Genomic DNA, 25,030 nt, shown 5'->3' with positions numbered 1-25,030 from the left:
TATCCGCTAAGTGGGCTAAATTTTCAAGAGAGAACTATTTCTAAAAAAGTTAGCCAATAATTTTATTAATTTTCACCAATTTTTTTAAAATTAGAATAGAAATTCGCGGCAATTCGGGGCTTGAATAATGAATTGGTATTAGTTACTGACAACCATTTTATATAAATAAGGACAAGCAATACTTTAGTTTTGTCAAAGCAATAAATTTGTATCTTTAAATCAACAGTTCAACCGATGAGCTGGACCTACGTAGCGAATAAAGTTAACGCCTTATCGCTTGATTAGGACTTCATCGGTTTTTAGTAAAAAGTATCAGAGTAGGGATTTTATAGGGTTTAGCTCATCATAACGAATTCCTGACATTCAAAGCACTCTTATTCTCAATTTGTTCTTTTGTACCTTTTAAAATCATCTGTGCCAAAATTCTTCCCATAGCTTCAAAATTCGTTGAAATGGTTGTGATTCCGTTTTCAACTACTTTTTTCAAAGGCGTTTCGTTGTAGGAAATAACGCCAAAATCACTACCTAGATTTAAGTTTTGAAGTTTTGATTTTTCAATTACACGCACTAAATCCCTGTCACTCGGGATGATGTACACTTCACCTTTACTAATTTCCCGATTCTTAAATTCAGTAATGATTTCATAATCGAAAGCAAAGTCTTTGCAAAAATTCTCAAAACCAATTCTCATTCCCAAAGGTTCACGAAATCCCGGAAAAATCATAATCATTTTTTCATATTTATCTAGTCTGGATTTCCCTTTCAGTAAGCCGTCATAAATGTCTTTTACGAAATTTTGATACACAGCAGGAAAGGATTTTAGTTCTGGATTGGTCTGGTCTAATATGTATACATCATTAACTGGTAGGGTTTTTATCACGGTGGCGGCCTGGGTTAAATTGGTCGGCATGATGATGTATTTGGTGTAATTGCCATTACTGTCATTAATTAGTTTCTGGAAAACAGGAGCATTAAAATGATGGAAGAAAATGTCTACCTGAACATTTGTACCAATGTTTTCCAGAAACGAATTATACAGGTCTTCTTTGAAAATATTCAATTCGTCAAAAAGTAAAAAAATCCGTTGTTTTATAGTGACTTCAACACTTTTTATATAATAGCCTTTGCCCGGAATGGCATAAATAATACCTCTTTTTTTTAATTCGTCGTAGGCTAGAAGAACCGTATCTCGAGACAATGAAAACTCTAAGCACACTTTATTTATTGAGGGGAGTTTGTCTCCTTTTATTAATTTTCCTTCTTCAATTCCCTTCTCAACGGTAATGATAATTTGTTTGTATTTAGGAACTCCAATATTGTTTTGAATGGAAATTATTTTCATAAAAAATGGAATTTCTTGGCAATATACAAAAACTGGTAGGTACTGGTATGTAAGTAACAGTAATTATTTTACTTTTGGTTTTAATATTTCATAAATAAATAATGAAAATAAAACACATATCACATTTTAAAGCTAATTCTGTAATGAAATTATTTGGTTTTACATCAGATGGTGAAGAGGTTTCTCTTTATGAATTAACTAACAAAAATGGAATGCAACTTAAAATCACCAATTATGGTGCAACTATTACTTCGTTGAAAATGCCACTGAAAAACGGTGCATTGGTAGATGTGGTATTGGGTTTTGATACTTTAGATGCTTACATAAAATCATTTGATCTGGAAAGTGCGCCATACTTTGGTGCAACCATTGGAAGATATGCTGGCAGAATTAATAATGGCTTTTTTAGTTTGAACGGTAAAGCTTTTCATTTAAATAAAAACAATAACAATAATTCGTTACATGGTGGAAATATTGGATATAGTCAAAAAAATTGGCGAGTAGAAAACGTGAAAGAAGGCAAAAACCCGGCTATTACTTTCGCATATTTCAGTCCTGATGGGGAAGAAAATTATCCAGGAGGCTTATCAGTAGAAATCACCTATATGGTATCGGAAGACAATGAATTATTTATAGAGTATAAAGCCATTTCGACCGAAGATACAGTTGTGAATTTAACCCATCACAGTTATTTTAATCTCGATGGTCACGATTCTGATATTTTAGAACAAGAGTTAATCGTTAACGCTCAAAAAATGGTAGAGACTACTGATCAAAATAGTCCAACTGGTAGATTTTTGGATTTAGATAATAAACCTTTCGATTTTAATCAACCTAAAAAGTGTCCTCCAAAAATTGATGCCACTTTTGTATTAGAAAAGGAAAATGAATTTGCTGCTTCTCTTTTTAATAAAAACAATAATTTGAAAATGACCGTTTATACGAATCAACCTGGGGTTCATATTTATGTTGGTGGGAACTGTTTTAATACAATAAAAGGAAAAGAAAATGCAAATTATCATGCTTTGAGCGGTATTTGTTTTGAGACGCAAAATTTTCCTGATGCACCAAATCACGAACATTTCCCGAATGCTATTCTAAAAAAAGGTGAAATATATTATCATAAAACAAGTTATAAATTCCAATCTTTTTAAAATGAAAAATAGTAAAACTATATTGTCGTTGTTACTGTTATTTTTGTTTTTTACGTCCAGTAATTCTCAAACGAATGTGGATCATACGCCAACTCCAATAGTTGCTACTTTTGCAAAAGGAGCTGATATAGGATGGTTGCCACAAATGGAAGCCACAGGATATAAATTTTATGATACTGACGGTATTGAAAAAGATTGTTTGCAACTCCTAAAGGACAGAGGAATGAATACCATTCGGCTTCGTGTTTGGGTCAATCCAAATGACGATAAAGCCAGTGGACATTGCAGCAAGGAAGAAACCGTTGTCATGGCTTTGCGTGCGCAAAAAATGGGAATGCGCATCATGATCAATTTTCATTATAGCGATTCGTGGGCCGATCCGGCAAAACAAGCGAAACCCGCAGCCTGGGCAAATCATACTTTTCAGGAGTTAATGACGGATGTGTATGATCATACTTTTGATGTTTTGAATGCCTTGAAATCAGCAGGAGTTACTCCGGAATGGGTTCAGGTAGGCAATGAAATTCCAGGTGGAATGATGTGGCCGGAAGGAAGTACCAAAAACTGGAATCAATTGGCACAATTACTCAACAAAGGGTATGAAGCTACAAAAGCTATTGATCCTAAAATTAAAGTAATCGTTCATCTTGACGAAGGAAATAATAATGAAAAATTCAGATTATTTTTTGATAACGCTACAGCAAATAATGTAAAGTACGACGTGATTGGACTGTCCTATTATCCTTTTTGGATCAAGAAAGATTACACAGAAACTATTGCGGATTTAGCGTATAATCTAAACGATATGGTGGACAGATACAACAAAGAAGTGATGGTTGTAGAAGTTGGTGGGGAATATGACAAAGCGCAAAATACGTACGAAATGTTAGCAGCAACAATCAAAGCAGTCGAAGCGGTACCAAATAACAAAGGACTTGGCGTAATGTATTGGGAACCACAAGGAGAAAAAAGTTGGAGCGGTTATTCCCTGAGTGCTTGGCAGTCTGACGGAAAACCATCAATGGCTTTAGATGCGTTTAAGGATTAGTTAAAGAAAAGAAATGCCGCTTAATCCTAGGAAAAAACAGCATTTTATTAATTTTTTTGCAACATAAGTAAGTCGAAAGTTTAAAAGTCGTAAAGTCAAAAGAATTAACTTTAAGTAAAATAGCTTTAAATCAGATTGTTACATAATTTTATCCTGATTTTAAAATACGACATTATACCATGGTTATTACTTATAAGTCATTGAAGTTTTTAATTTGAATTAAATCAAGTAAAAACTCGGTATTCGTTTAAGTAAAGTCATTAATCATTTAAAGAATATTTTAACTTACATTCACTGTAAATGGTTAATTGACAAGCGTACAATGCTATACAACCAGAAGTACATGGAGCAGGACTAAAGAGCGGTAAATTGACCTTGTACGCTACGAAATAAACCAAAATTCATATAGTTTTACTGAATATTTAAAAAAATAACAACAGCGAGTTCCTAAAAAAAGGAAATGGATAATTTTTAAATCATGAATGACATTTTAGTACACAAAACAATTGATTTTTTTCAGGAGACTTTTGGATCAGAGCCTGAAAAAATTGTTCTTTCCCCGGGCAGAATCAATATTATAGGAGAGCACATTGATTACAACGATGGTTTTGTTTTGCCGGCAGCCATCGATAAAATTATTTGTTTTGCTTTTGAAAAAAACAATTCGGATACCGCTAAAATTGTGGCTATAGATTTGAATGATGAGTTCGAAGTTTATACAAACGAAGAACAAAATCAGACGGATAGTGTATGGACAAATTACCTGCGTGGTGTTTTGAATCAATTGAAAAGGAACGGTTATTCCGTGGAGGGTTTCAATTGTGTTTTCAGCAGTAATATTCCGGTTGGTTCCGGTTTGTCATCTTCGGCGGCTTTAGAATGTGGCTTTTTGTATGGTTTAAATGAACTGTTCAATTTTAAAATTAAACCCATTGATATTGCGCTTATGGGACAAAAAGCAGAACATTGGGTGGGAATCAATTGCGGAATTATGGACCAGTTTTCCAGTGTAATGGGTCTTGAAAACAAAGTCATAAAAATTGATTGCAGGACATTAGAATATGAATACCATAATGCTAATTTTAGTGATTACTCCTTAGTTTTATTCGATAGTAATGTCAAACATTCCTTGTTTAGCTCGGCTTACAATACCAGACGGAAAGAATGTGAAGAAGGAATATCGATAATTAGTGCTTATTTCCCGGAAATTAGTAGTTTTAGAGATTGTAAAGAAGAGGACGTTTGGAGTCTAAAAGATAAAATGTCTGCGAATGTTTTCAAAAGGAGCCTTTTTGTAGTGAAAGAAATGAATCGCGTGAAACTGGCTTGTGACGCTTTGGATGATGGAAACATTGAAGTTTTAGGACAGCTAATGTTCAGTACGCACGAAGGATTATCATTGGATTATGAAGTGAGTTGCGCCGAATTGGATTTTTTAGTACACACGGTGAAAGAGGACAGATCAGTGATAGGCTCTCGATTAATGGGCGGCGGTTTTGGTGGTTGTACCATTAATTTGATTAAAAAAGGACAAGAAGAGCGAATTAAACAGCAGCTTTCTACTCTTTATTTAGATAAATTTGGAATAGAATTAAAAATTTATGATGTTAAAATCGGAAATGGAACATCACTTTACACTGCTTAATAAATGAAAAATTTTGATATCAACGAAGATCCGCACAGACGTTATAATCCGTTAATCAACGAATGGGTGCTGGTTTCTCCACACCGTTCGAAACGTCCTTGGCAAGGACAAAATGAAACAATATCTCCGGATGCCTTGCCGGAATATGACCCGACTTGTTATTTGTGTCCAGGGAATGTTAGAGCGAATGGAATGGTCAATGCGGATTATGAAAGTTCTTTTGTTTTTGAAAATGATTTTGCCGCTTTAAAGCAAGACGAAATTGCTTTTGAAGAGAACAAGAAAGAGACTTTTTTTAAAGCTACACCCGAAAGAGGAATTTCTCGTGTGGTGTGCTTTTCGCCAAAACATAATTTGACATTGCCAGAAATGCCGGCCGAAGCGATTGAAAACATCATTCGTACCTGGCAAAAAGAATATATGGATTTGGGTAATGTGGCGTACATCAACCACGTTCAGATTTTTGAAAATAAAGGAAGTGTGATGGGGTGCAGCAATCCGCATCCGCACGGACAAATTTGGGCCCAATCTTCTTTGCCCACCGAAGTGGAAAAAACGCAAAAAAATCTAAAAACGTATTTTGATAAACACAACACAACACTTTTTCAGGATTACTTACAAGAAGAAATGAAACTGGACGAGCGCATTGTTGTTGAGAATGATCATTTCGTGGTATTAGTCCCTTTTTGGGCGATTTGGCCCTACGAAACTATGATTGTCAGCAAACGAAATGTGAGTAAAATAACTGATTTCACGGAAACTGAAGTGACGGATTTTGCGGTTATTTTAAAGCAATTGACAACCAAATACGATAACCTTTTTGAAACTTCTTTTCCGTATTCATCCGGAATTCATCAGTCTCCAACAGACGGAGAATTGCATCCGGAATGGCATTTTCACATGCATTTTTATCCACCGTTATTGCGGTCTGCAACCGTAAAGAAATTTATGGTAGGGTATGAAATGATGGGTGAATCGCAAAGGGACATCACGGCGGAGAAAAGTGCAGCCGTTTTAAGAGCGCAATCAAATGTACATTATAAAAATAGATAACCATTAACCAATAACTAAATACATTTAACCAATGCAAACTTTAGCAATCCAAGATTATATTGTCTTTTTCTTCTATTTCATCCTGATTGTCAGTTATGGAATATGGATTTACAGAAAGAAAAAGAAAGAAGAAACGAGCAGTAAAGATTATTTCTTAGCAGAAGGATCGCTTACTTGGTGGGCCATAGGCGCATCATTAATTGCCAGTAATATTAGTGCGGAGCAATTTATAGGAATGAGTGGAAGTGGTTTTAAAATGGGACTGGCGATTGCTACGTATGAATGGATGGCAGCTTTTACCTTGATTATCGTTGCTATTTTCTTTATTCCGGTATACTTGAAAAATAAAATTTTCACCATGCCGCAATACCTGAATCAAAGGTATAACAGTAATGTTGCTATGATTATGGCTGTTTTTTGGTTGTTGTTGTATGTCTTGGTCAATCTTACTTCTATATTGTATTTGGGCGCTTTGGCGATAAGCAGCATTTCTGGTCTGGATATTACTTTGTGTATGATTTTCTTAGCGTTTTTTGCGGTGATGATTACGCTGGGCGGAATGAAAGTGATTGGGTATACGGATGTGATTCAAGTTTTCTTTTTGATCTTGGGTGGATTGGTTACTACTTATTTAGCATTGAATTTAGTTGCCGAAGAATTTGGTTCTACGGGAGTTATAAATGGGTTCAATTTGATGACGACTCATGCAAACGACCATTTTCACATGATTTTTGAAAAAACGAATCCTAATTATATGGATTTACCAGGATTGTCAGTTTTGATAGGAGGAATGTTAATCATCAATTTAAATTATTGGGGATGTAACCAATACATTACACAACGTGCGTTGGGGGCGGATTTAAAAACGGCGAGAAATGGAATTTTGTTTGCTGCTTTCTTGAAATTGCTAATGCCTATAATTGTTGTTTTGCCCGGAATAGCTGCTTTTGTATTGTATCAGAACGGGCATTTTGGCGCTGAAATGTTGCAAGATGGTACAGTAAATCCTGATCGTGCGTATCCGGTTTTGTTAAATTTGCTTCCTGTGGGCCTAAAAGGACTTTCATTTGCTGCTTTGACTGCGGCGATTGTAGCGTCATTGGCCGGAAAAGCGAATAGTATCGCTACTATTTTTACGTTGGATATTTACAAAACCAAATTGAATGTGCATGCCGATGAAAAGACATTAGTTAATGTGGGGAAGAAAGCAATTGTAGCGGCGATGTTAATTGCAGTTGTAGTAGCGCCTTTTCTTGGAATTGATAAAAAAGGAGGATTTCAATACATTCAGGAATATACAGGTTTTGTAAGTCCGGGCGTTTTCGCTATGTTTATTTTAGGATTCTTTTGGAAAAAAACAACTTCTAACGCGGCTTTGTTTGCAACAATTGGTGGATTTATGTTTTCTATTCTGTTTAAATTCATGCCGGCTTTTGTAGATTTATCGTTCCTTCATTCTTCCGGTTTTTCAGTTCCAAATGGGAATGGTGTCTATGAAATTCCTTTTATTGATCGCATGGGATTTGTTTTCTTAATTTGTGTCATCGGGATGTACAGCATCAGTATGTATGAAACAGCGCGAGGCGTTAAAACTAATGGTCTGGAAATTGATCGTACCATGTTTAAAATGTCACCAGGTTTTACCGTAGGCATGTTGATTGTTCTTTCGATTATTGCAGCGTTTTACACTATTTTTTGGTAGATAATGTTTTAGATTCAAAAAAAGCGATGCGTTCAATTTCTATTGAATTCATCGCTTTTTTGTTGTTTAAAAAAGTGTATTGAGGATCATAAAAACGATTCAAATCCATTAGTTATGAATCCATAAAAACTTCAATTAATCTTAAATAAAAAAGACATCTAATAAAAACATAGAAAAAAGAGCCAGATAGCCCAATTATTAGGTTGCTTCTCCAGTCCTTCTGTGGTATTGGGCCACATAGATTTGGTTTTCTCTAAAAAAAGTGACAGGCCTACCGGAATTACAAAATCGATATTTCTAGCCAGCACAGAGCGAAGTCGGAGTGAGGTTTAAAAATTAGACCTAATGGCTATAAGGACTTTTTTAATTTAGGACTGATTATTTCCCGAAGAAACGTTATATTTTTAGTTTAATTTTTCATGTCCATTTTTTTATTAGATGAGACAAAACTTTAAAGATGTATTAACCCAAAAATATAAGGCACAAAAAAAAGCCTTCGGAGTAACGAAAGCTTTTATAGTTGTTGAGGTCTTTTTAGTTAGTTACTAATGCATCTTGTTTCCAAATTTTTACGGAAGCAATTCTGCTGTTAGAATAGTCTACTTCGTTTAAATTATTGCCATTCCAAAAAAGCCATTTTCCAGTTTTTTCTCCATTTTCATAAATAGCAACAGATAGTTTATTACCATTTGTGTCGTACGCAGTCCAGATCCCTTCCAATTTTCCATTTTTAAAAAAGCCTTCTTGTTGTACTTTTCCATTTTCAAAGTAGTAAGTTGTTTTTACTAAATCACCTAGAGCTTCTAATTTTGGATTATTTTCTTGAGCGAATGCTATTCCTGAAAAAAGCAGTGCGGTTAATATTATATATTTTTTCATGGTTTTGGGTTTTTAAAATTCATATTGGCTTAACAAATATATAAATTATTTTACAATAAAAAAACTTTTACTTAACAATTTAGTAACATTAGAATAAAATTTAACATTTTAACGAAGTGCCTTGCGTTACTCATTACTAAAATTTCTTATTTCTCAATTCATTATTCATAATTAGTCCTAAATTTGCAGCCATGTCCAAAGGACAAAATAATCAAAAATTTAGAACATGTATAGAAGTCATAACTGTGGCGAGTTGAACGCCTCACACATTAACACCGAAGTTACACTTGCCGGTTGGGTGCAAAAATCACGTGATAAGGGATTTATGAACTGGGTTGATTTGCGCGACCGTTATGGAATTACGCAATTAATTTTTGACGAAGGTCGTTCGGATAAAACAGTTTTTGAAAGAGCTAAAACCCTTGGTCGTGAATTTGTGATTCAAGTAAAAGGTACTGTTATTGAGCGCGAATCCAAAAATAATAATATCCCAACGGGAGCGATAGAAATTTTAGTAACGGAACTTACTATTTTGAATGCTTCTCTCACGCCTCCTTTTACTATTGAAGACGAAACGGATGGTGGCGAAGATATCCGAATGAAATACCGTTACCTTGATATCCGAAGAAATCCAGTGAAAAACAGTTTGATGTTTCGCCATAAAGTAGCGATGGAAGTGCGTAAATATCTTTCGGATTTGGATTTCTGTGAAGTAGAAACTCCTTATTTGATCAAGTCTACTCCAGAGGGAGCCAGAGATTTTGTGGTGCCTTCCAGAATGAATGAAGGGCAATTTTACGCATTGCCACAATCCCCGCAAACGTTCAAACAATTGTTGATGGTGGGCGGAATGGATAAATATTTCCAAATCGTAAAATGTTTCCGAGATGAAGATTTGCGAGCAGACAGACAGCCGGAGTTTACACAAATCGATTGTGAAATGGCTTTTGTGGAACAAGAAGATATTTTGAATGTTTTCGAAGGACTGACCAGACATTTATTAAAAGAAATAAAAGGTATTGAAGTAGAAAAATTTCCAAGAATTACCTATGAATATGCTATGAAGACCTACGGAAATGACAAGCCGGACATTCGTTTCGGAATGGAGTTTGGGGAATTAAATGAAGTAGCACAACACAAAGAATTCCCAGTTTTTAATGCGGCGGAATTTGTGGTTGGAATTGCAGTTCCGGGAGTTGGGAGCTATACCCGCAAAGAAATTGATGGATTAATTGACTGGGTGAAGCGTCCTCAAGTGGGTGCATCCGGAATGGTGTATGTAAAATGCAATGAAGATGGAACCTATAAATCATCCGTTGACAAATTTTACGATCAAGACGATTTAGCACAGTGGGCAAAAATCACCGGAGCAAAACCCGGAGATATGATTTTTGTGCTTTCTGGTCCTACTGATAAAACGCGAACGCAGTTAAGTGCGTTGCGTATGGAACTCGCCACTCGTTTAGGATTGCGAAATCCAGCTGAATTTGCTCCGTTGTGGGTGGTTGATTTTCCTTTATTAGAGTTTGACGAGGAAAGTGGCCGTTACCATGCCATGCATCATCCTTTTACATCTCCTAAGCCGGAAGATATGCACTTACTGGAAACCGATCCAGGGAAAGTTCGTGCCAATGCGTATGATATGGTTTTGAATGGAAATGAAATTGGTGGTGGTTCAATACGTATCCATGATAAAGCAACACAGGAATTAATGTTCAAATATTTAGGCTTCACAGCGGAAGATGCAAAAGCGCAATTTGGATTCCTGATGGATGCATTTCAGTTTGGCGCACCGCCACACGGAGGATTGGCTTTTGGATTGGACCGTTTAGTAGCCATTCTTGGCGGACAGGAAACCATTAGAGACTTTATTGCCTTTCCAAAAAATAATTCGGGCAGGGATGTTATGATTGATGCTCCGTCTAAAATTGACGAATCACAGTTAAAAGAGCTGCATATAAAGTTAGCGTAATTGTAGTTTGTCGATAAAATTCGTTAGAAAACGTTGAATGTCAATATTTTTGCAAAATAAAAACACAACATCGTATTTCGTATTATATTAAATATTACATTTGCTCCATTATAAATTATTATTACTATTACAATGCGTACAGGTACAGTTAAATTTTTCAATGAATCTAAAGGTTACGGATTCATTACAGACGAAGAAACAGGAAAAGACATTTTTGTTCATGCATCAGGAATCAACGCGGAAGAATTACGCGAAGGGGATAGAGTTAGCTATGAAGAAGAAGAAGGAAGAAAAGGAAAAGTTGCTGCGAAAGTAGCAGTGATCTAAGCATAAAAATTAATTTTTTTGCCTACGAATGTTTAAAACGTTCCGATATTTATCGGAACGTTTTTTTTTGCACCAAAGCGTAGTATTCAAAAAGACTACTGATATTTGACTTTGTTAAACCCTTGGGATGTTAAACACATCACAAGATAAATATTTTTTGTTATTTATAATTAATAAAAATTGTAAATTTACATCGATATAGTAGCCATGTATTTTTAAGTTTTCATTGCTATTTAATAATTTGAAGGGTATCTTTGTCATTTATATTTATTTAAAAAAACCACAACCATGCAATCCGATCAATTAAGTTATATTCCAATTTTAATGCAGTTAGTTTTAGCGGTGGGATTTGTTGTAGGCACCATAATAATTTCTGGTAAATTAGGGCCTAAAAGATCTTCAGAAGCGAAAGATAAAAACTTTGAATGCGGTGTTGAATCGGTAGGAAATGCCAGAATTCCATTTTCTGTTAAATATTTTCTAGTAGCCATATTGTTTGTTTTGTTTGATGTGGAGGTAATTTTTCTGTATCCCTGGGCAGTCAATTTCAAAGAATTAGGAATGGAAGGAATGGTAAAGATGGTGATTTTTATGTCTTTGCTTTTGATAGGGTTTTTCTATATCATCAAAAAGAAAGCGTTAGAGTGGGAATAAAAATTTATTTTTAAATGCTGAATTTTAAATTTTAAATGGTTTCATTATAATTTACAATTCAAAATTTGTAATTCAAAATAATAAAAGATGAGTGATTCTAAAATAAATATGGTAGCGCCACCCGAAGGAGTTGTAGGAGAAGGTTTCTTCGCTACAAAACTGAATGATGTTGTGGGTATGGCTCGTGCTAATTCATTATGGCCATTACCTTTTGCAACCTCTTGTTGCGGTATAGAGTTTATGGCAACAATGGCCTCGCATTATGATTTGGCTCGATTTGGCTCAGAGCGAGTGAGTTTCTCTCCGCGCCAGGCCGATATGTTAATGGTAATGGGAACGATTTCAAAAAAAATGGCCCCTATTTTGCGTCAGGTATATGAGCAAATGGCAGAGCCTCGTTGGGTAATAGCCGTTGGTGCTTGCGCTTCCTCTGGAGGGATTTTTGACACCTATTCTGTTTTGCAGGGAATTGATAAAGTGATACCGGTCGATGTCTATGTTCCGGGTTGTCCGCCAAGACCGGAGCAAATTGTTGACGGAGTTATGAAATTACAAGAGTTGGTTCGAACTGAATCCGTAAGAAGAAGAAGTTCCCCGGAATACCAAGAATTATTAGCTTCGTATAATATCAAATAAAAGAATGGCGCTAGAAACGATACAAATCCAAGAGAAATTAGTTGAGACATTTGATTCAGCTGTTTTTGAATTCAATCAAGAGAGAGATATATTTTCATTTGAAGTTACTGCGGACAAAATTACCGCGGTGATTCTTTTTTTAAAAAATGATCCCATATTGCGTTTTCATTTTTTAACTGATCTGTGTGGAATTCATTACCCAGATAATGATGTAGAACATCAATTTGCGGTAGTATATCATTTACACAATTGGTACGAAAACAAAAGAATTAAAATCAAAGTGTTTATCAATGGTGAAACCCCTGAAATAAAATCGATATCAAGTATTTTCCTAAGTTCAAACTGGATGGAAAGAGAAACGTATGATTTTTATGGGATAAATTTTATTGGTCATCCGCAATTGAAACGTATCTTGAATATGGACGAAATGATTTCTTTTCCAATGCGAAAGGAATTCCCAATGGAAGACAGCGGAAGAACGGATAAAGATGACCGTTTCTTTGGTAGAACAACCGACAATTATTAAAAAAAAAACAATTATAATTTTTCACATTAAATAAATGTCAGAACTATTATTATCCCCAGAGCATCGCTATGCTAAAAGAATTGCAGCGCAGTTAAATGAAGATGGAAGCGAGCTTTCTATATTGAATTTAGGGCCTACGCATCCTGCGACTCACGGTATTTTTCAAAATATCCTGTTGATGGATGGAGAGCGAATTCTGGAGGCGGAACCAACCATTGGTTACATCCACAGAGCTTTTGAAAAAATCGCTGAAAACAGACCTTTTTACCAAATCACTCCCCTCACGGACAGAATGAATTATTGTTCGTCGCCTATCAATAACATGGGTTGGTGGATGACATTAGAAAAATTATTAGATATTGAAGTTCCTAAAAGAGCACAATATTTAAGAGTTATAGTAATGGAGTTGGCGAGAATTACGGATCACATTATTTGTAATTCAATCCTTGGTGTCGATACCGGCGCCTATACCGGTTTTTTGTATGTTTTCCAATTTAGAGAAAAAGTATACGAAATATACGAAGAAATTTGCGGGGCTCGTTTGACTACCAATATGGGAAGAATTGGTGGTTTCGAAAGAGATTGGTCGCCAGAAGCCTTTAGAAAATTAGATGTTTTTTTAGCTGATTTTCCAGCCGCTTGGAAAGAATTTGAAAACTTATTCGAAAGAAATAGAATTTTTATTGACAGAACTGTAAATGTTGGCGCTATATCGGCTGAGCAAGCTATGGCATACGGATTTACCGGTCCTAACTTACGGGCTACCGGTGTTGATTATGATATTCGTGTTGCGCAACCCTATTCTTCTTACGAAGATTTTGATTTTATTGTTCCGGTGGGAAAATCAGGCGATACATATGATCGTTTCTGTGTTCGTAACGCTGAAGTTTGGGAAAGTTTGAGTATTATTCGTCAGGCATTGGAAAAAATGCCAGAAGGCAACGAGTTCCATGCGGATGTCCCGGATTATTACCTTCCGCCTAAAGAGGATGTGTACAACAATATGGAATCCTTGATTTACCATTTCAAAATTGTAATGGGTGAAGTTCCGGTTCCGGTTGCTGAGGTGTATCACCCGGTAGAAGGAGGTAATGGAGAACTTGGTTTTTACTTGGTTACTGATGGAAGTCGGACGCCGTACAGATTGCATTTTCGCAGACCTTGTTTTATCTATTACCAAGCCTATCCAGAAATGATAAAAGGAGCCTTGCTTTCAGATGCAATTGTTATTTTATCAAGTTTAAATGTTATTGCCGGAGAATTAGACGCTTAATGAAATTATAAAAGATGAATTATAAATTTTGAATAAAAGTTAAAAAACATTAAAAATTTAGCATTCAAAATTTGAAATAATAAAAAATGGAACGTACGTATCACAAACAAGAAATAAATATGACTGAAGTCTTGATGTCTCGCATCAATGAATTGATTAGTCATTATCCTGAAAACAAAAGAAAATCGGCGTTATTGCCTATTTTGCATGAAGTTCAAGACGCTCATGAGAATTGGTTGAGTATTGAATTAATGAATAAAGTGGCCGAAATCCTTTTGATTAAACCAATTGAAGTGTACGAAGTAGTGTCGTTTTATACGATGTACAACCAAAGACCAATTGGAAAATACATGTTCGAATTTTGCCAAACCTCTCCTTGTTGTTTGAACGGAGTCGAGGATTTAATGGATTACACTTGTGAAAAATTAGGTGTAAAAGTAGGTGAAACTACTCAAGATGGTCTTTTTGAAGTAAGAGGCGTGGAATGTTTAGGAGCTTGTGGTTACGCTCCAATGATGCAATTAGGAGACTTTTATAAAGAACATTTGACGGTGGCAAAAATCGACCAGTTAATTGAAGATTGCAAAAATGATACAATAGTTTTACACGATACATAATATGTCACAAAAAATATTATTAGATAAAATAAATATTCCGGGGATTAAAACTTACGAAGTGTACCGTCAGAATGGTGGATATGCTTCAGTAGAAAAAGCCATCAAAACATTAACGCCAGACGAGGTTGTCGAAGAAGTGAAAACTTCCGGATTGCGAGGTCGCGGTGGGGCAGGTTTTCCCGCGGGAATGAAGTGGAGTTTCATTGATAAAAAATCAGGAAAACCAAGGCATTTAGTTTGTAATGCAGATGAATCAGAACCAGGAACTTTTAAGGATCGTTATTTGATGGAATTTATTCCTCATTTGTTGATTGAAGGAATGATCACTTCCAGTTATGCTTTGGGTGCAAACCTATCCTACATCTACATTCGTGGAGAATATATGTGGGTTTATAAAATATTAGAAAGAGCCATTAACGAAGCAAAAGCCGCTGGATTTTTGGGTAAAAATATATTAGGTTCAGGCTATGATTTAGAACTATATGTTCATTGCGGTGCCGGAGCTTACATCTGTGGGGAAGAAACTGCATTGATAGAATCGTTGGAAGGAAAAAGAGGAAATCCTCGAATCAAACCACCATTCCCTGCTATTTCAGGACTTTGGGCTAATCCAACAGTAGTTAATAATGTAGAAACAATTGCCGCAGTGCCATGGATTGTTAATAATTCAGGTGCGGAATATGCTAAAATTGGTATTGGTCGTTCTACAGGAACCAAATTAATTTCGGCTTCTGGACATATTAAAAATCCGGGTGTTTATGAAATTGAATTAGGTTTAAGTGTTTATGAATTCATGAATTCTGATGAATATTTAGGAGGAATGAGTTCTGACAGACCTTTAAAAGCATTTGTACCGGGAGGAAGTTCTGTTCCCGTTTTACCTGCTCATTTGATTTATAAAACTGCCGCCGGTGAAGATCGTTTAATGTCCTACGAATCGTTAAGTGACGGTGGATTTGCAACCGGTTCTATGTTAGGATCAGGTGGATTTATTGTGTATAATGATACTTCATGTATTGTACGTAATACTTGGAATTTCTCTCGTTTTTACCATCATGAAAGCTGTGGACAATGTTCCCCTTGTCGTGAAGGAACTGGCTGGATGGAAAAAGTATTGCACCGAATAGAAAATGGTCACGGTCGTGAAGAAGATATCGATTTGTTGTTGAGCATTCAAAGTAAAATTGAAGGGAACACGATTTGCCCATTGGGTGATGCGGCAGCTTGGCCAGTGGCAGCTGCGATTCGGCACTTTAGAGACGAGTTTGAATACCACATTCGTTTCCCGGAAAAAATAAAACATAGAGATCATTTTGTTGCGGAACCTTTTGAAAAAGTAAAGCATTTAGTTTCTAAAGAAATGATTTAAGAGTAAGGATTAACGTTTTTTGATTTCAGAATTAAGATACTCCGTAGGAGTTAAATATTGGTAGATAATGAAAGTAACCATAGACGGTCAAAGCATAGAAGTAGAACCAGGAACAACAATCCTGCAGGCAGCACGTATGATAGGTGGAGAGGTAGTTCCGCCAGCGATGTGCTATTATTCTAAACTAAAAGGAAGCGGCGGAAAATGCCGTTGTTGTTTAGTGGAAGTGGCAAAAGGAAGTGAAGCTGATCCAAGACCAATGCCAAAATTAATGGCATCTTGTGTAACGGGCTGTATGGACGGAATGGAAGTGAACAGTAAATCTTCGCCAAGAGTAACCGAAGCCAGAAAATCAGTAACGGAGTTTTTATTGATCAATCACCCATTAGATTGTCCGGTTTGTGACCAGGCAGGAGAATGTGATTTGCAAAATTTAAGCTTTGAGCACGGAAAGTCAGAAACGCGTTTTATCGAAGAAAAAAGAACATTTGAGCCCGAAAATATAGGACCAAATATTCAATTACACATGAACCGTTGTATTCTTTGTTACCGTTGTGTGATGGTGGCTGATCAATTGACAGACGATCGTGTGCACGGAGTAATGGATAGAGGAGATCATTCTAATATATCAACGTGTATCTCAAAAGCGGTTGACAATGAATTCTCTGGAAATATGATTGATGTTTGTCCGGTAGGCGCTTTAACAGATAAAACATTTAGATTTAAATCGAGAGTTTGGTTTAGCAAACCTTATAATGCACACAGAGATTGCCCAACTTGTTCTGGAAAAACTACCGTTTGGATGTTTGGTGACGAAATTCAACGCGTTACAGGAAGAAAAGATGAGTACCATGAAGTAGATGAATTTATTTGTAATGGGTGTCGTTTTGATCACAAAGATGTTGCGGATTGGATTATTGAAGGGCCGAGAGCCTTTGAAAAAGATTCTGTGATCAATCAAAATAAATACAATAGAAAATTACAAAAAGTGGAAATCGCTACCGAAGAGAATATTCTTTTAGGAAGAGAGAAAGACCGCAAGAAAATAAGCATGGTAGAGTTTCCATTGACTGAAGAAGATATTACGAATCAAAAAAGCTTAGGTAATAATGGATAGTACACTTATCATTGATAAAAGCGTCATTATTGTAGTAGTTTTTGCTATAACAATGCTTATGGCGATGTATTCTACTTGGGCAGAACGTAAAGTTGCCGCATGGCTTCAAGATCGAGTTGGCCCAAACCGAGCGGGACCTATGGGATTGTTTCAACCACTCGCTGATGGTTTGAAATTGTTTTCGAAAGAAGAATTTGAACCCAATACGCCAAACCGGGTGTTGTTTTTTGCAGGTCCGGCCATTGCAATGAGTACGGCCTTAATGACTAGTGCTGTTATTCCTTGGGGCGATCGTTTTCATTTGTTTGGCAGGGATATTTTGCTGCAAGCAGCTGATATTGACATAGCATTATTATACTTTTTTGGAGTTGTTTCTGTAGGTGTTTATGGAATTATGATTGGAGGTTGGGCCTCAAACAATAAATTTTCATTGATTGGTGCGGTTCGTGCTGCCTCTCAAATGGTTTCTTATGAAGTGGCAATGGGGCTTTCAATTATCGCTCTATTGATGATGACCGGGACGTTGAGTTTGAGAGAAATTTCAGCACAGCAGTCTGGAATGAGTTGGAATGTTTTTTACCAACCTTTATCTTTTTTGATTTTCTTGGTGTGTGCTTTTGCGGAGACCAACAGAACGCCATTTGATTTGCCAGAATGTGAAACCGAATTAATTGGGGGGTATCATACGGAATATTCGTCGATGAAAATGGGTTTCTATTTGTTCTCTGAATATGCAAATATGTTTATTTCATCTACTATTTTGGCGGTTTTATTCTTTGGCGGCTATAATTATCCTGGGATGAGTTGGGTGGTTGAAAATTGGGGAATCAATATTGCCAATGTTATAGGTATTGGAGTTCTTTTTATAAAAATATGTGGATTCATTTTCTTTTATATGTGGGTACGATGGACTATTCCAAGATTTAGATACGATCAATTGATGCATTTGGGTTGGAGAATATTGATTCCACTGTCTATCATCAATATAGTGATTACGGGTATTGTAATTTTGAGAAGCGATATTGCGGCTTATTTAGGATTTTAATGTCTACTCTTAAAATAAAATTAATTAGCATTAAATTTAATACATAGATCTCAAAATCACTAGCCCTGATAGTAGCGGCATCCTTTTATTTTTTTCTTTAAAAAATAAAAGATACAGTGAATAGCAGGATTAAGCTTCAAATAAAATAAGTAGAAAGGATTAAAATTGAGTGTTCGATTGCTTCGTTCCTCGAAATGACTAAAAAATGAGTATAGAAAACATATCCTTATCGGGAAGGAAAAAAGTAGTCTCTAATAAAGAGATGACTTTTTGGGAAAGAATGTACCTGGTTGCGATTGTCAAAGGCTTGATAATTACGATTCAGCATTTGTTCACCAGAAAAGTAACGATTCAGTATCCGGAGCAAGTGCGTGAAATGAGTCCTGTGTATCGGGGGCAGCACATGTTGAAGCGAGATGAAGAAGGTCGTGAAAACTGTACAGCATGTGGTTTGTGTGCGTTGTCTTGTCCTGCAGAGGCCATTACGATGAAGGCTGAAGAACGCAGAGAGGATGAAAAACATTTGTATCGAGAAGAAAAATATGCCTCGATATATGAAATCAATATGTTGCGTTGTATATTTTGTGGATTGTGTGAAGAGGCTTGTCCTAAAGACGCCATTTACCTGACGACTTCTAAAGTATTGGTTCCTTCAAGTTATGAACGAGAAGATTTCATTTTTGGAAAAGACAGATTGGTCATGCCATTAGATATCGCAATGAAAAATGCTCAACTTAAAAACGCGAACTAAATGTCTACAATACTTATAATTTTTTGTGTATTGGCTGCTATCACATTAGCAACCGCCTTTTTGACAATTTTCAGCAAAAATCCGATTCATAGTGCTATTTATCTAGTGGTGTGTTTCTTTTCGATTGCGGGTCATTATCTATTATTGAATTCTCAATTTTTAGCCATAGTACATGTCATCGTGTATTCTGGAGCGATTATGATTTTGTTTTTGTTCACGATCATGTTGATGAATCTGAACGAAGAAAAAGAAGTCCACAAACCAAGAATAACAAGATTAGGAGCAATTGTTTCTTTTTGTTTGATATGTTTGATTTTGATTGCTATTTTTATCAACTCAAAACCTATTGTTGGCGAATATGTAACCACTGGCGAAGATTATCAATCTATAAAAGTACTGGGTAAAGTGTTGCTCAACGAATATATGGTGCCTTTTGAATTTGCCTCTATATTGCTTTTGGTCGCTATGATTGGTACTGTTTTATTGTCTAAAAAAGAAAAATTGCAAAAATAAAATGAACAATATTTTAAACCACATTGGTATTGAAAATTATATATTCCTAAGCGTGATACTTTTTTGTATTGGCGTTTTTGGGGTGTTGTACAGACGAAATGCCATAATCGTATTTATGTCAATTGAAATTATGCTGAATGCAGTAAACTTATTGTTTGTAGCATTTTCGACGTATCATCAAGATGCGCAAGGACAAGTTTTTGTGTTCTTCTCGATGGCTGTTGCTGCGGCAGAAGTTGCGGTAGGATTGGCAATTCTGGTTTCTATTTTTAGAAATTTAGGTTCAATTACCATCGATAATTTAAAAAACCTAAAAGGATAAATGGAAATGAATACCAATATAGCTTTAGTTTTAGTTCTTGCTCCTTTTTTAGGATTTTTAATCAATGTTTTCTTTGGTAAAAGCCTTGGAAAATCGCTATCAGGAATAATAGGGACCCTGTCAGTTGTGGTTTCTTTTATTGCGACTGCTTATTTCTTCGGTGGAATTGCAGCGCAACCAGAAGGCATTCGAATTGCTCTTTTTGACTGGATCCAAATCAGTACTTTCAAAGTCGATTTTGGATTTCAATTGGACCAACTGTCCATTTTATGGTTGCTTTTTGTGACCGGAATTGGATCTTTGATTCATTTGTATTCGATCAGTTATATGCATGAGGATGAAAATATGCATACCTTTTTTGCGTATTTGAATCTGTTTATATTTTTCATGATTCTTTTAGTAATAGGAAGTAACTTATTAGTGATGTTCATCGGTTGGGAAGGCGTAGGTCTTTGTTCGTATTTGTTAATTGGTTTTTGGCATAAAAACCAAGAATTTAATGACGCTGCAAAGAAAGCATTCATCATGAACCGTATTGGGGATTTAGGGTTGTTAGTTGGAATTTTCATTCTCGGTAATTTATTCTCGACTTTAGATTACGCTACTTTAAAAACTGCTATTGCCGGTGCAACGGATCTTGATATGTATTGGCTTTCTGTTGCTGCTTTCGCGTTATTCATTGGCGCTTGCGGTAAATCAGCACAAATTCCATTGTATACGTGGTTACCGGACGCGATGGCGGGACCAACACCGGTTTCGGCACTGATACACGCGGCGACGATGGTAACAGCAGGGATTTTTATGATTACCAGATTGAATTTCTTATTTGATATGACTCCGGATGTACAATCGATTATTGCTATTGTTGGAGCGGTTACTGCTCTGGTTGCTGCAACCATTGGACTGCTGCAAAATGATATCAAAAAAGTTTTGGCGTATTCTACTGTTTCTCAACTGGGATTAATGTTTTTGGCTTTGGGATTGGGCGCCTATGAAGTGGCTGTTTTCCATGTAATCACGCACGCTTTCTTTAAAGCTTGTTTGTTCTTGGGTTCCGGTTCTGTAATTCATGCTTTGCACGGTGAACAAGACATGCGCAAGATGGGTGGATTGAAAAAAGCAATGCCAATTACTTTTGCAACAATGCTTATTGCTTCATTAGCGATTTCAGGAGTTCCATTATTCTCCGGTTTTTTCTCTAAAGACGAAATATTATTAGTGGCTTTCCATAATAACATTCCGTTATGGATTGTGGCTTCGGTTGCCTCTATAATGACTGCTTTTTATATGTTCCGTTTAATGTTTTTAACGTTCTTCCAAGAATTCAGAGGAACAGCAGAACAAAAGCACCATTTGCACGAAAGTCCAGCTTTGATTACCATTCCTTTGATTGTTTTGGCAATATTGGCTACTATAGGTGGTATGATCAGTTTGCCTGGAAATAGTTGGTTGAATGAATATTTGACTCCTATTGTACCTAAATTAGCCACGGCAGAACACCATTTAGGAACTACTGAATACATCTTAATGGTTATTGCTGTTGTGGGTGGATTGGTTGGAATTGGTATTGCTTACGCTAAATACATCAAACAAAACGAGGTTCCTACAGAGGATGCGGCCATTACAGGATTTTCTAAAGTTCTTTACAATAAATATTATGTGGACGAATTTTATGATGCTATTTTTGTTAAACCAATTAACTTTTTGTCTCGTTTTTTCAGAGACACAATAGAAACGGGTGTAACAGCTTTTGTTTTTGGTATTGGAAAAGTAGCAAACGAAATAAGTTTTCAAGGAAAGAAAGTCCAAAACGGAAGTATCGGTCTTTATCTCTTTGCCTTTGTTTTAGGACTTTGTGCTATTGTTTCGTATTTGTTTTTAGCAGAATAACCGAATTTATACACAAGTTTTCATAATACTAAAATTATAATTTTAAAATAAATTTTCTTTTAAAAATCTGGTTCGAAGGATGTTTAAAAAACAATAAATAATTACAAATGAATGTATCTCTAATATTAATTATACTTTTGGTCGGTACGTTTGCAACGTATCTTGCAGGCGATAAGCTAGCTTCAAAAGTAGCTTTGTTCTTTGGGTTAGCTGCTGCAGGCGCTTCAATTGTATTATTAAATCACTATAATTTAGGTGAAAACATCAGTTTCATCAACCAGTGGATTACGCAACCTAATATTTCTTTCGCTCTAAAAGCAGATGGATTGTCAATGGCGATGCTTTTATTGACTACGGTTTTGACTCCAATAATTATATTCTCTTCTTTTGGAAATCAATACGAAAATTCAAAATCTTTTTATGCGTTAATCTTGTTCATGTCATTTGCAATGGCAGGAACATTCTTAGCATCAGACGGTTTGTTGTATTATGTTTTTTGGGAATTATCATTGATTCCAATTTACTTCATCGCTTTAATTTGGGGTAACGGAGACGTAGAAGAACGCAAAAAAGCAGTAGTTAAATTCTTTATCTACACCTTAGCAGGTTCTTTATTTATGTTAGTGGCTTTTGTTTATATGTATCAAAAAGCGGGAAGTCTTTTATTAGAAGATTTATACAAATTGAACCTAACAGCAACTGAACAATTGTGGATATTCTTAGCTTTCTTCTTGGCGTATGCCATTAAGATTCCATTAATTCCTTTTCATACTTGGCAGGCAAATGTGTATCAGAAAGCACCAACCGTTGGTACGATGCTTTTGTCAGGGATCATGCTAAAAATGGGATTGTATAGCGTTATTCGTTGGCAATTGCCTTTGACACCTCTGGCAGCTAAGGAATACATGTATATTTTCATCGGACTTGGACTTGCAGGGGTGATTTACGGGTCTATCGTTGCATTGAAACAAAAAGATTTGAAGAAATTATTAGCGTATTCTTCTTTGGCTCACGTTGGATTAATAGCAGCCGGAACGTACACGTTGACATTAGATGGATTGCGTGGTGCTGTTTTACAAATGATTGCACACGGATTTGTAGTTGTTGGATTGTTTTATGTAGCTGAAATTATTTTTAGAAGATATGAAACTAGAGCAATTGCTGAAATGGGAGGCATTCGTTCACAGACACCAAAATTTACATCAATGTTTTTAATCTTGGTTTTAGCCTCTGTTGCTTTGCCAACTACTTTTAATTTCATTGGAGAATTCACCGTTTTATACAGTCTTTCACAAATCAACATTTGGTTTGCTATTTTAGGAGGAACAACCATAATATTAGGAGCGTATTATATGTTGAAAATGTTTCAACATGCCATGTTGGGCGAAACTAATTCAAAACCTTTTGCGGATGTAACGTTCAATGAAGGAATAACTTTGGTACTAATAATTGGTGTTTTATTCTTTTTTGGGATGTATCCAAAGCCAATTACTGATTTGATTACCCCAAGTCTGGAAGAAATTTTAACTCAAATAAACCGAATTAACTAAGTCAAATAAAAAAATGAATACATTAATAGCTATAATAGGATTAGGTGTTTTATGCCTTTTATTTGAAATCTTTAATTTAAGAAGAGCCATTGTTCCAATAATGATTATTGGATTATTGGGAGTGCTGGGTTTAACTATATCTGAATATAATTCAACGGAAAGTTACTATAGCAACATGATTGTTGTGAGTAAATTTTCAACTACTTTTTCGTCTTTGTTTATTGTGTTAACCATTTTCTTGGTAGCTTTAGGACATAATTTTTACGAAAATCACCAATCTAAAATCTCGGATTATATTGCCATAAAAATATTTTTATTAGCAGGGGCAGTGGCAATGGTTTCTTTTGGAAACTTAGCGATGTTCTTTTTAGGAATCGAAGTGTTGTCCATTGCACTTTACATTCTTGCTGCAAGTGACCGTTTGAGTTTGAAAAGTAACGAAGCGGGAATGAAATATTTTTTAATGGGATCTTTTGCCTCTGGAATCATTCTTTTTGGGATCTGTTTAATTTATGGTGCCATGGGAAGTTTTGACGTTACTGAAATCAGTGAATTGTCGCAATCAGCGGAATTGCCAGTTTGGTTTCCAATAGGAATTGTGTTGGTTACCATAGGGATGTTGTTTAAAGTGGCGGCAGTTCCATTTCATTTCTGGGCACCTGATGTTTACGAAGGTTCTCCAGCGTTGACCACTGCATTAATGAGTACTTTGGCAAAAGTAGTTGCTATGGCTAGTTTGTACAAATTACTATCAGTAATGAATGCGGATGTTTCTGAGTCATTCAAAATGGTAGTCGTTGTGATTTCGATGGCTTCGATGACCGTTGGTAATATTATGGCATTGAGACAAACAAACGTGAAACGTATGTTGGCTTTTTCTGGCGTTTCTCATGCCGGTTTTATGTTGATGACTTTGTTGAGTTTGTCTACATCAGCTGGAAGTTTGTTGTATTATGCCTCAGCGTATTCTTTATCTGGAATCGCTGCTTTTTGTGTGATTTTATACGTTTGTAAAAATAGAGACAACGAAGATGTTGTAAATTTCCACGGATTAGGAAAAACCAACCCTTTATTAGCGGCCATTCTTACGGCAGCTTTACTTTCTATGGCAGGTATTCCTATTTTTGCGGGTTTCTTTGCTAAGTTGGTTTTGTTCAATCAAACGATTCAAGCGGGTTATTTGACTTTAGTGATCGTAGCAGTGATCAATTCGATTATAAGCGTTGGGTACTACTTCAAATTGATTTTGGCGATGTACACTAAAGAACCAAACGAGGAACGAAAAGGAACGCCGGTTGTTATTTATGCGGTTGCCATTGTAGCAATTGTGTTGAATATCGCATTAGGGTTGTTTCCATCCTTAGTGTTGGATTTGTTGGCATAAATTAAATCTGTATATTAAAAAAAATCTTGATGACTTAGCTATCAGAATTTTTTTGTCATGTGTTTTTGCAATGAATTGTGTGCTCAATCTAATGGAACGGTATTGTCTTTTTTCAAAATAGATGGTCATAATTTCTGGATCTGTTAAATCTGGCTTATCGTTGTTACTGAATCGCTCACAAGTATATTTTAAATCTTTTCTAATTTTTCACAAATTGTCGAATAAATTTGCACTAATTTTAATGCTTTAGTCTGAATAATC

The 25,030-nt window shown here is 35.7% G+C and carries 23 protein-coding genes; 21 read left to right on the top strand and 2 right to left on the bottom strand.

Annotated features, from left to right (window positions below):
- Window positions 1-343: 343 nt before the first annotated feature.
- Window positions 344-1,342: a GntR family transcriptional regulator gene (locus tag EKL98_RS00480; protein WP_126561270.1), complete on the bottom strand. Its 999-nt coding sequence runs from the start codon at window positions 1,340-1,342 to the stop codon at window positions 344-346.
- A 101-nt stretch (window positions 1,343-1,443) separates the two neighbouring features.
- Between EKL98_RS00480 and EKL98_RS00475 the strand changes: the two genes are divergently transcribed.
- The 5 genes from EKL98_RS00475 (at window position 1,444) to EKL98_RS00455 (ending at window position 7,944) form a co-directional block, all read left to right on the top strand.
- On the top strand, window positions 1,444-2,496 hold the full coding sequence (locus tag EKL98_RS00475; protein WP_199740673.1) for an aldose epimerase family protein: 1,053 nt from the start codon (window positions 1,444-1,446) through the stop codon (window positions 2,494-2,496).
- Between the two features lies 1 nt (window position 2,497).
- The gene (locus EKL98_RS00470) at window positions 2,498-3,544 is read left to right on the top strand and encodes a glycoside hydrolase family 53 protein (RefSeq protein WP_126561269.1); all 1,047 of its coding nucleotides are present in this window, start codon (window positions 2,498-2,500) and stop codon (window positions 3,542-3,544) included.
- Window positions 3,545-4,022: 478 nt separating this feature from the next.
- On the top strand, window positions 4,023-5,189 hold the full coding sequence (gene galK, locus EKL98_RS00465; protein WP_126561268.1) for a galactokinase: 1,167 nt from the start codon (window positions 4,023-4,025) through the stop codon (window positions 5,187-5,189).
- A 3-nt stretch (window positions 5,190-5,192) separates the two neighbouring features.
- A complete protein-coding gene (gene galT, locus EKL98_RS00460; RefSeq protein WP_126561267.1) occupies window positions 5,193-6,242 on the top strand; it encodes a galactose-1-phosphate uridylyltransferase in 1,050 nt (349 codons plus the stop codon).
- 31 nt (window positions 6,243-6,273) lie between these two features.
- The gene (locus tag EKL98_RS00455; protein WP_126458206.1) at window positions 6,274-7,944 is read left to right on the top strand and encodes a sodium/sugar symporter; all 1,671 of its coding nucleotides are present in this window, start codon (window positions 6,274-6,276) and stop codon (window positions 7,942-7,944) included.
- Window positions 7,945-8,478: 534 nt separating this feature from the next.
- On the opposite strand, the gene EKL98_RS00450 is transcribed toward EKL98_RS00455, so the two are convergent.
- Window positions 8,479-8,823 (bottom strand): toxin-antitoxin system YwqK family antitoxin, encoded by a 345-nt coding sequence (locus EKL98_RS00450; protein ID WP_126561266.1) that lies wholly within the window; start codon window positions 8,821-8,823, stop codon window positions 8,479-8,481.
- A gap of 226 nt (window positions 8,824-9,049) precedes the next feature.
- On the opposite strand from EKL98_RS00450, the gene aspS reads away from it, so the two are divergent.
- The 16 genes from aspS (at window position 9,050) to EKL98_RS00370 (ending at window position 24,769) form a co-directional block, all read left to right on the top strand.
- Complete coding sequence (gene aspS / locus EKL98_RS00445; RefSeq protein ID WP_126561265.1) at window positions 9,050-10,795, top strand: aspartate--tRNA ligase; 1,746 nt, start codon at window positions 9,050-9,052, stop codon at window positions 10,793-10,795.
- 132 nt (window positions 10,796-10,927) lie between these two features.
- Complete coding sequence (locus EKL98_RS00440) at window positions 10,928-11,122, top strand: cold-shock protein (RefSeq protein WP_007137066.1); 195 nt, start codon at window positions 10,928-10,930, stop codon at window positions 11,120-11,122.
- Window positions 11,123-11,410: 288 nt separating this feature from the next.
- Window positions 11,411-11,776 (top strand): NADH-quinone oxidoreductase subunit A, encoded by a 366-nt coding sequence (locus tag EKL98_RS00435; RefSeq protein ID WP_126458217.1) that lies wholly within the window; start codon window positions 11,411-11,413, stop codon window positions 11,774-11,776.
- 87 nt (window positions 11,777-11,863) lie between these two features.
- The gene (locus tag EKL98_RS00430; RefSeq protein WP_113664545.1) at window positions 11,864-12,412 is read left to right on the top strand and encodes an NADH-quinone oxidoreductase subunit B; all 549 of its coding nucleotides are present in this window, start codon (window positions 11,864-11,866) and stop codon (window positions 12,410-12,412) included.
- Window positions 12,413-12,416: 4 nt separating this feature from the next.
- On the top strand, window positions 12,417-12,938 hold the full coding sequence (locus EKL98_RS00425) for an NADH-quinone oxidoreductase subunit C (protein WP_126458220.1): 522 nt from the start codon (window positions 12,417-12,419) through the stop codon (window positions 12,936-12,938).
- A 34-nt stretch (window positions 12,939-12,972) separates the two neighbouring features.
- Window positions 12,973-14,211 carry an NADH-quinone oxidoreductase subunit D gene (locus EKL98_RS00420; RefSeq protein ID WP_126453972.1) on the top strand — a complete coding sequence of 413 codons (1,239 nt, stop codon included), beginning with the start codon at window positions 12,973-12,975 and terminating at the stop codon, window positions 14,209-14,211.
- Between the two features lie 86 nt (window positions 14,212-14,297).
- Window positions 14,298-14,828 carry a complex I 24 kDa subunit family protein gene (locus tag EKL98_RS00415; protein ID WP_126515160.1) on the top strand — a complete coding sequence of 177 codons (531 nt, stop codon included), beginning with the start codon at window positions 14,298-14,300 and terminating at the stop codon, window positions 14,826-14,828.
- 1 nt (window position 14,829) lies between these two features.
- Complete coding sequence (gene nuoF / locus EKL98_RS00410; RefSeq protein ID WP_126553081.1) at window positions 14,830-16,197, top strand: NADH-quinone oxidoreductase subunit NuoF; 1,368 nt, start codon at window positions 14,830-14,832, stop codon at window positions 16,195-16,197.
- A gap of 67 nt (window positions 16,198-16,264) precedes the next feature.
- Window positions 16,265-17,314: a 2Fe-2S iron-sulfur cluster-binding protein gene (locus EKL98_RS00405; RefSeq protein WP_126453964.1), complete on the top strand. Its 1,050-nt coding sequence runs from the start codon at window positions 16,265-16,267 to the stop codon at window positions 17,312-17,314.
- Window positions 17,307-18,359, top strand: a complete 1,053-nt coding sequence (nuoH, locus tag EKL98_RS00400) for an NADH-quinone oxidoreductase subunit NuoH (protein WP_126453962.1) — start codon at window positions 17,307-17,309, stop codon at window positions 18,357-18,359. Before EKL98_RS00405 ends, nuoH begins: the two co-directional genes overlap by 8 nt.
- A 205-nt stretch (window positions 18,360-18,564) precedes the next feature.
- Window positions 18,565-19,110: a NuoI/complex I 23 kDa subunit family protein gene (locus EKL98_RS00395; RefSeq protein ID WP_126458232.1), complete on the top strand. Its 546-nt coding sequence runs from the start codon at window positions 18,565-18,567 to the stop codon at window positions 19,108-19,110.
- Complete coding sequence (locus EKL98_RS00390) at window positions 19,111-19,623, top strand: NADH-quinone oxidoreductase subunit J family protein (RefSeq protein ID WP_126453958.1); 513 nt, start codon at window positions 19,111-19,113, stop codon at window positions 19,621-19,623.
- A gap of 1 nt (window position 19,624) precedes the next feature.
- A complete protein-coding gene (nuoK, locus tag EKL98_RS00385) occupies window positions 19,625-19,945 on the top strand; it encodes an NADH-quinone oxidoreductase subunit NuoK (RefSeq protein WP_066079401.1) in 321 nt (106 codons plus the stop codon).
- A 6-nt stretch (window positions 19,946-19,951) separates the two neighbouring features.
- Entirely contained in the window at window positions 19,952-21,835 is a 1,884-nt protein-coding gene (nuoL, locus tag EKL98_RS00380; protein WP_126561264.1) for an NADH-quinone oxidoreductase subunit L, read from the top strand.
- A gap of 107 nt (window positions 21,836-21,942) precedes the next feature.
- Window positions 21,943-23,385, top strand: coding sequence for a complex I subunit 4 family protein (locus tag EKL98_RS00375; protein WP_126553087.1), 1,443 nt, complete (start codon window positions 21,943-21,945; stop codon window positions 23,383-23,385).
- A 13-nt stretch (window positions 23,386-23,398) separates the two neighbouring features.
- Window positions 23,399-24,769 carry an NADH-quinone oxidoreductase subunit N gene (locus tag EKL98_RS00370; RefSeq protein ID WP_126458241.1) on the top strand — a complete coding sequence of 457 codons (1,371 nt, stop codon included), beginning with the start codon at window positions 23,399-23,401 and terminating at the stop codon, window positions 24,767-24,769.
- Window positions 24,770-25,030: the final 261 nt, after the last annotated feature.

It is taken from the genome of Flavobacterium bomense (genome assembly GCF_003970355.1).
Note: the sequence above shows the minus strand (reverse complement) of the source record. Positions and strands in the feature narration are given on the sequence as shown.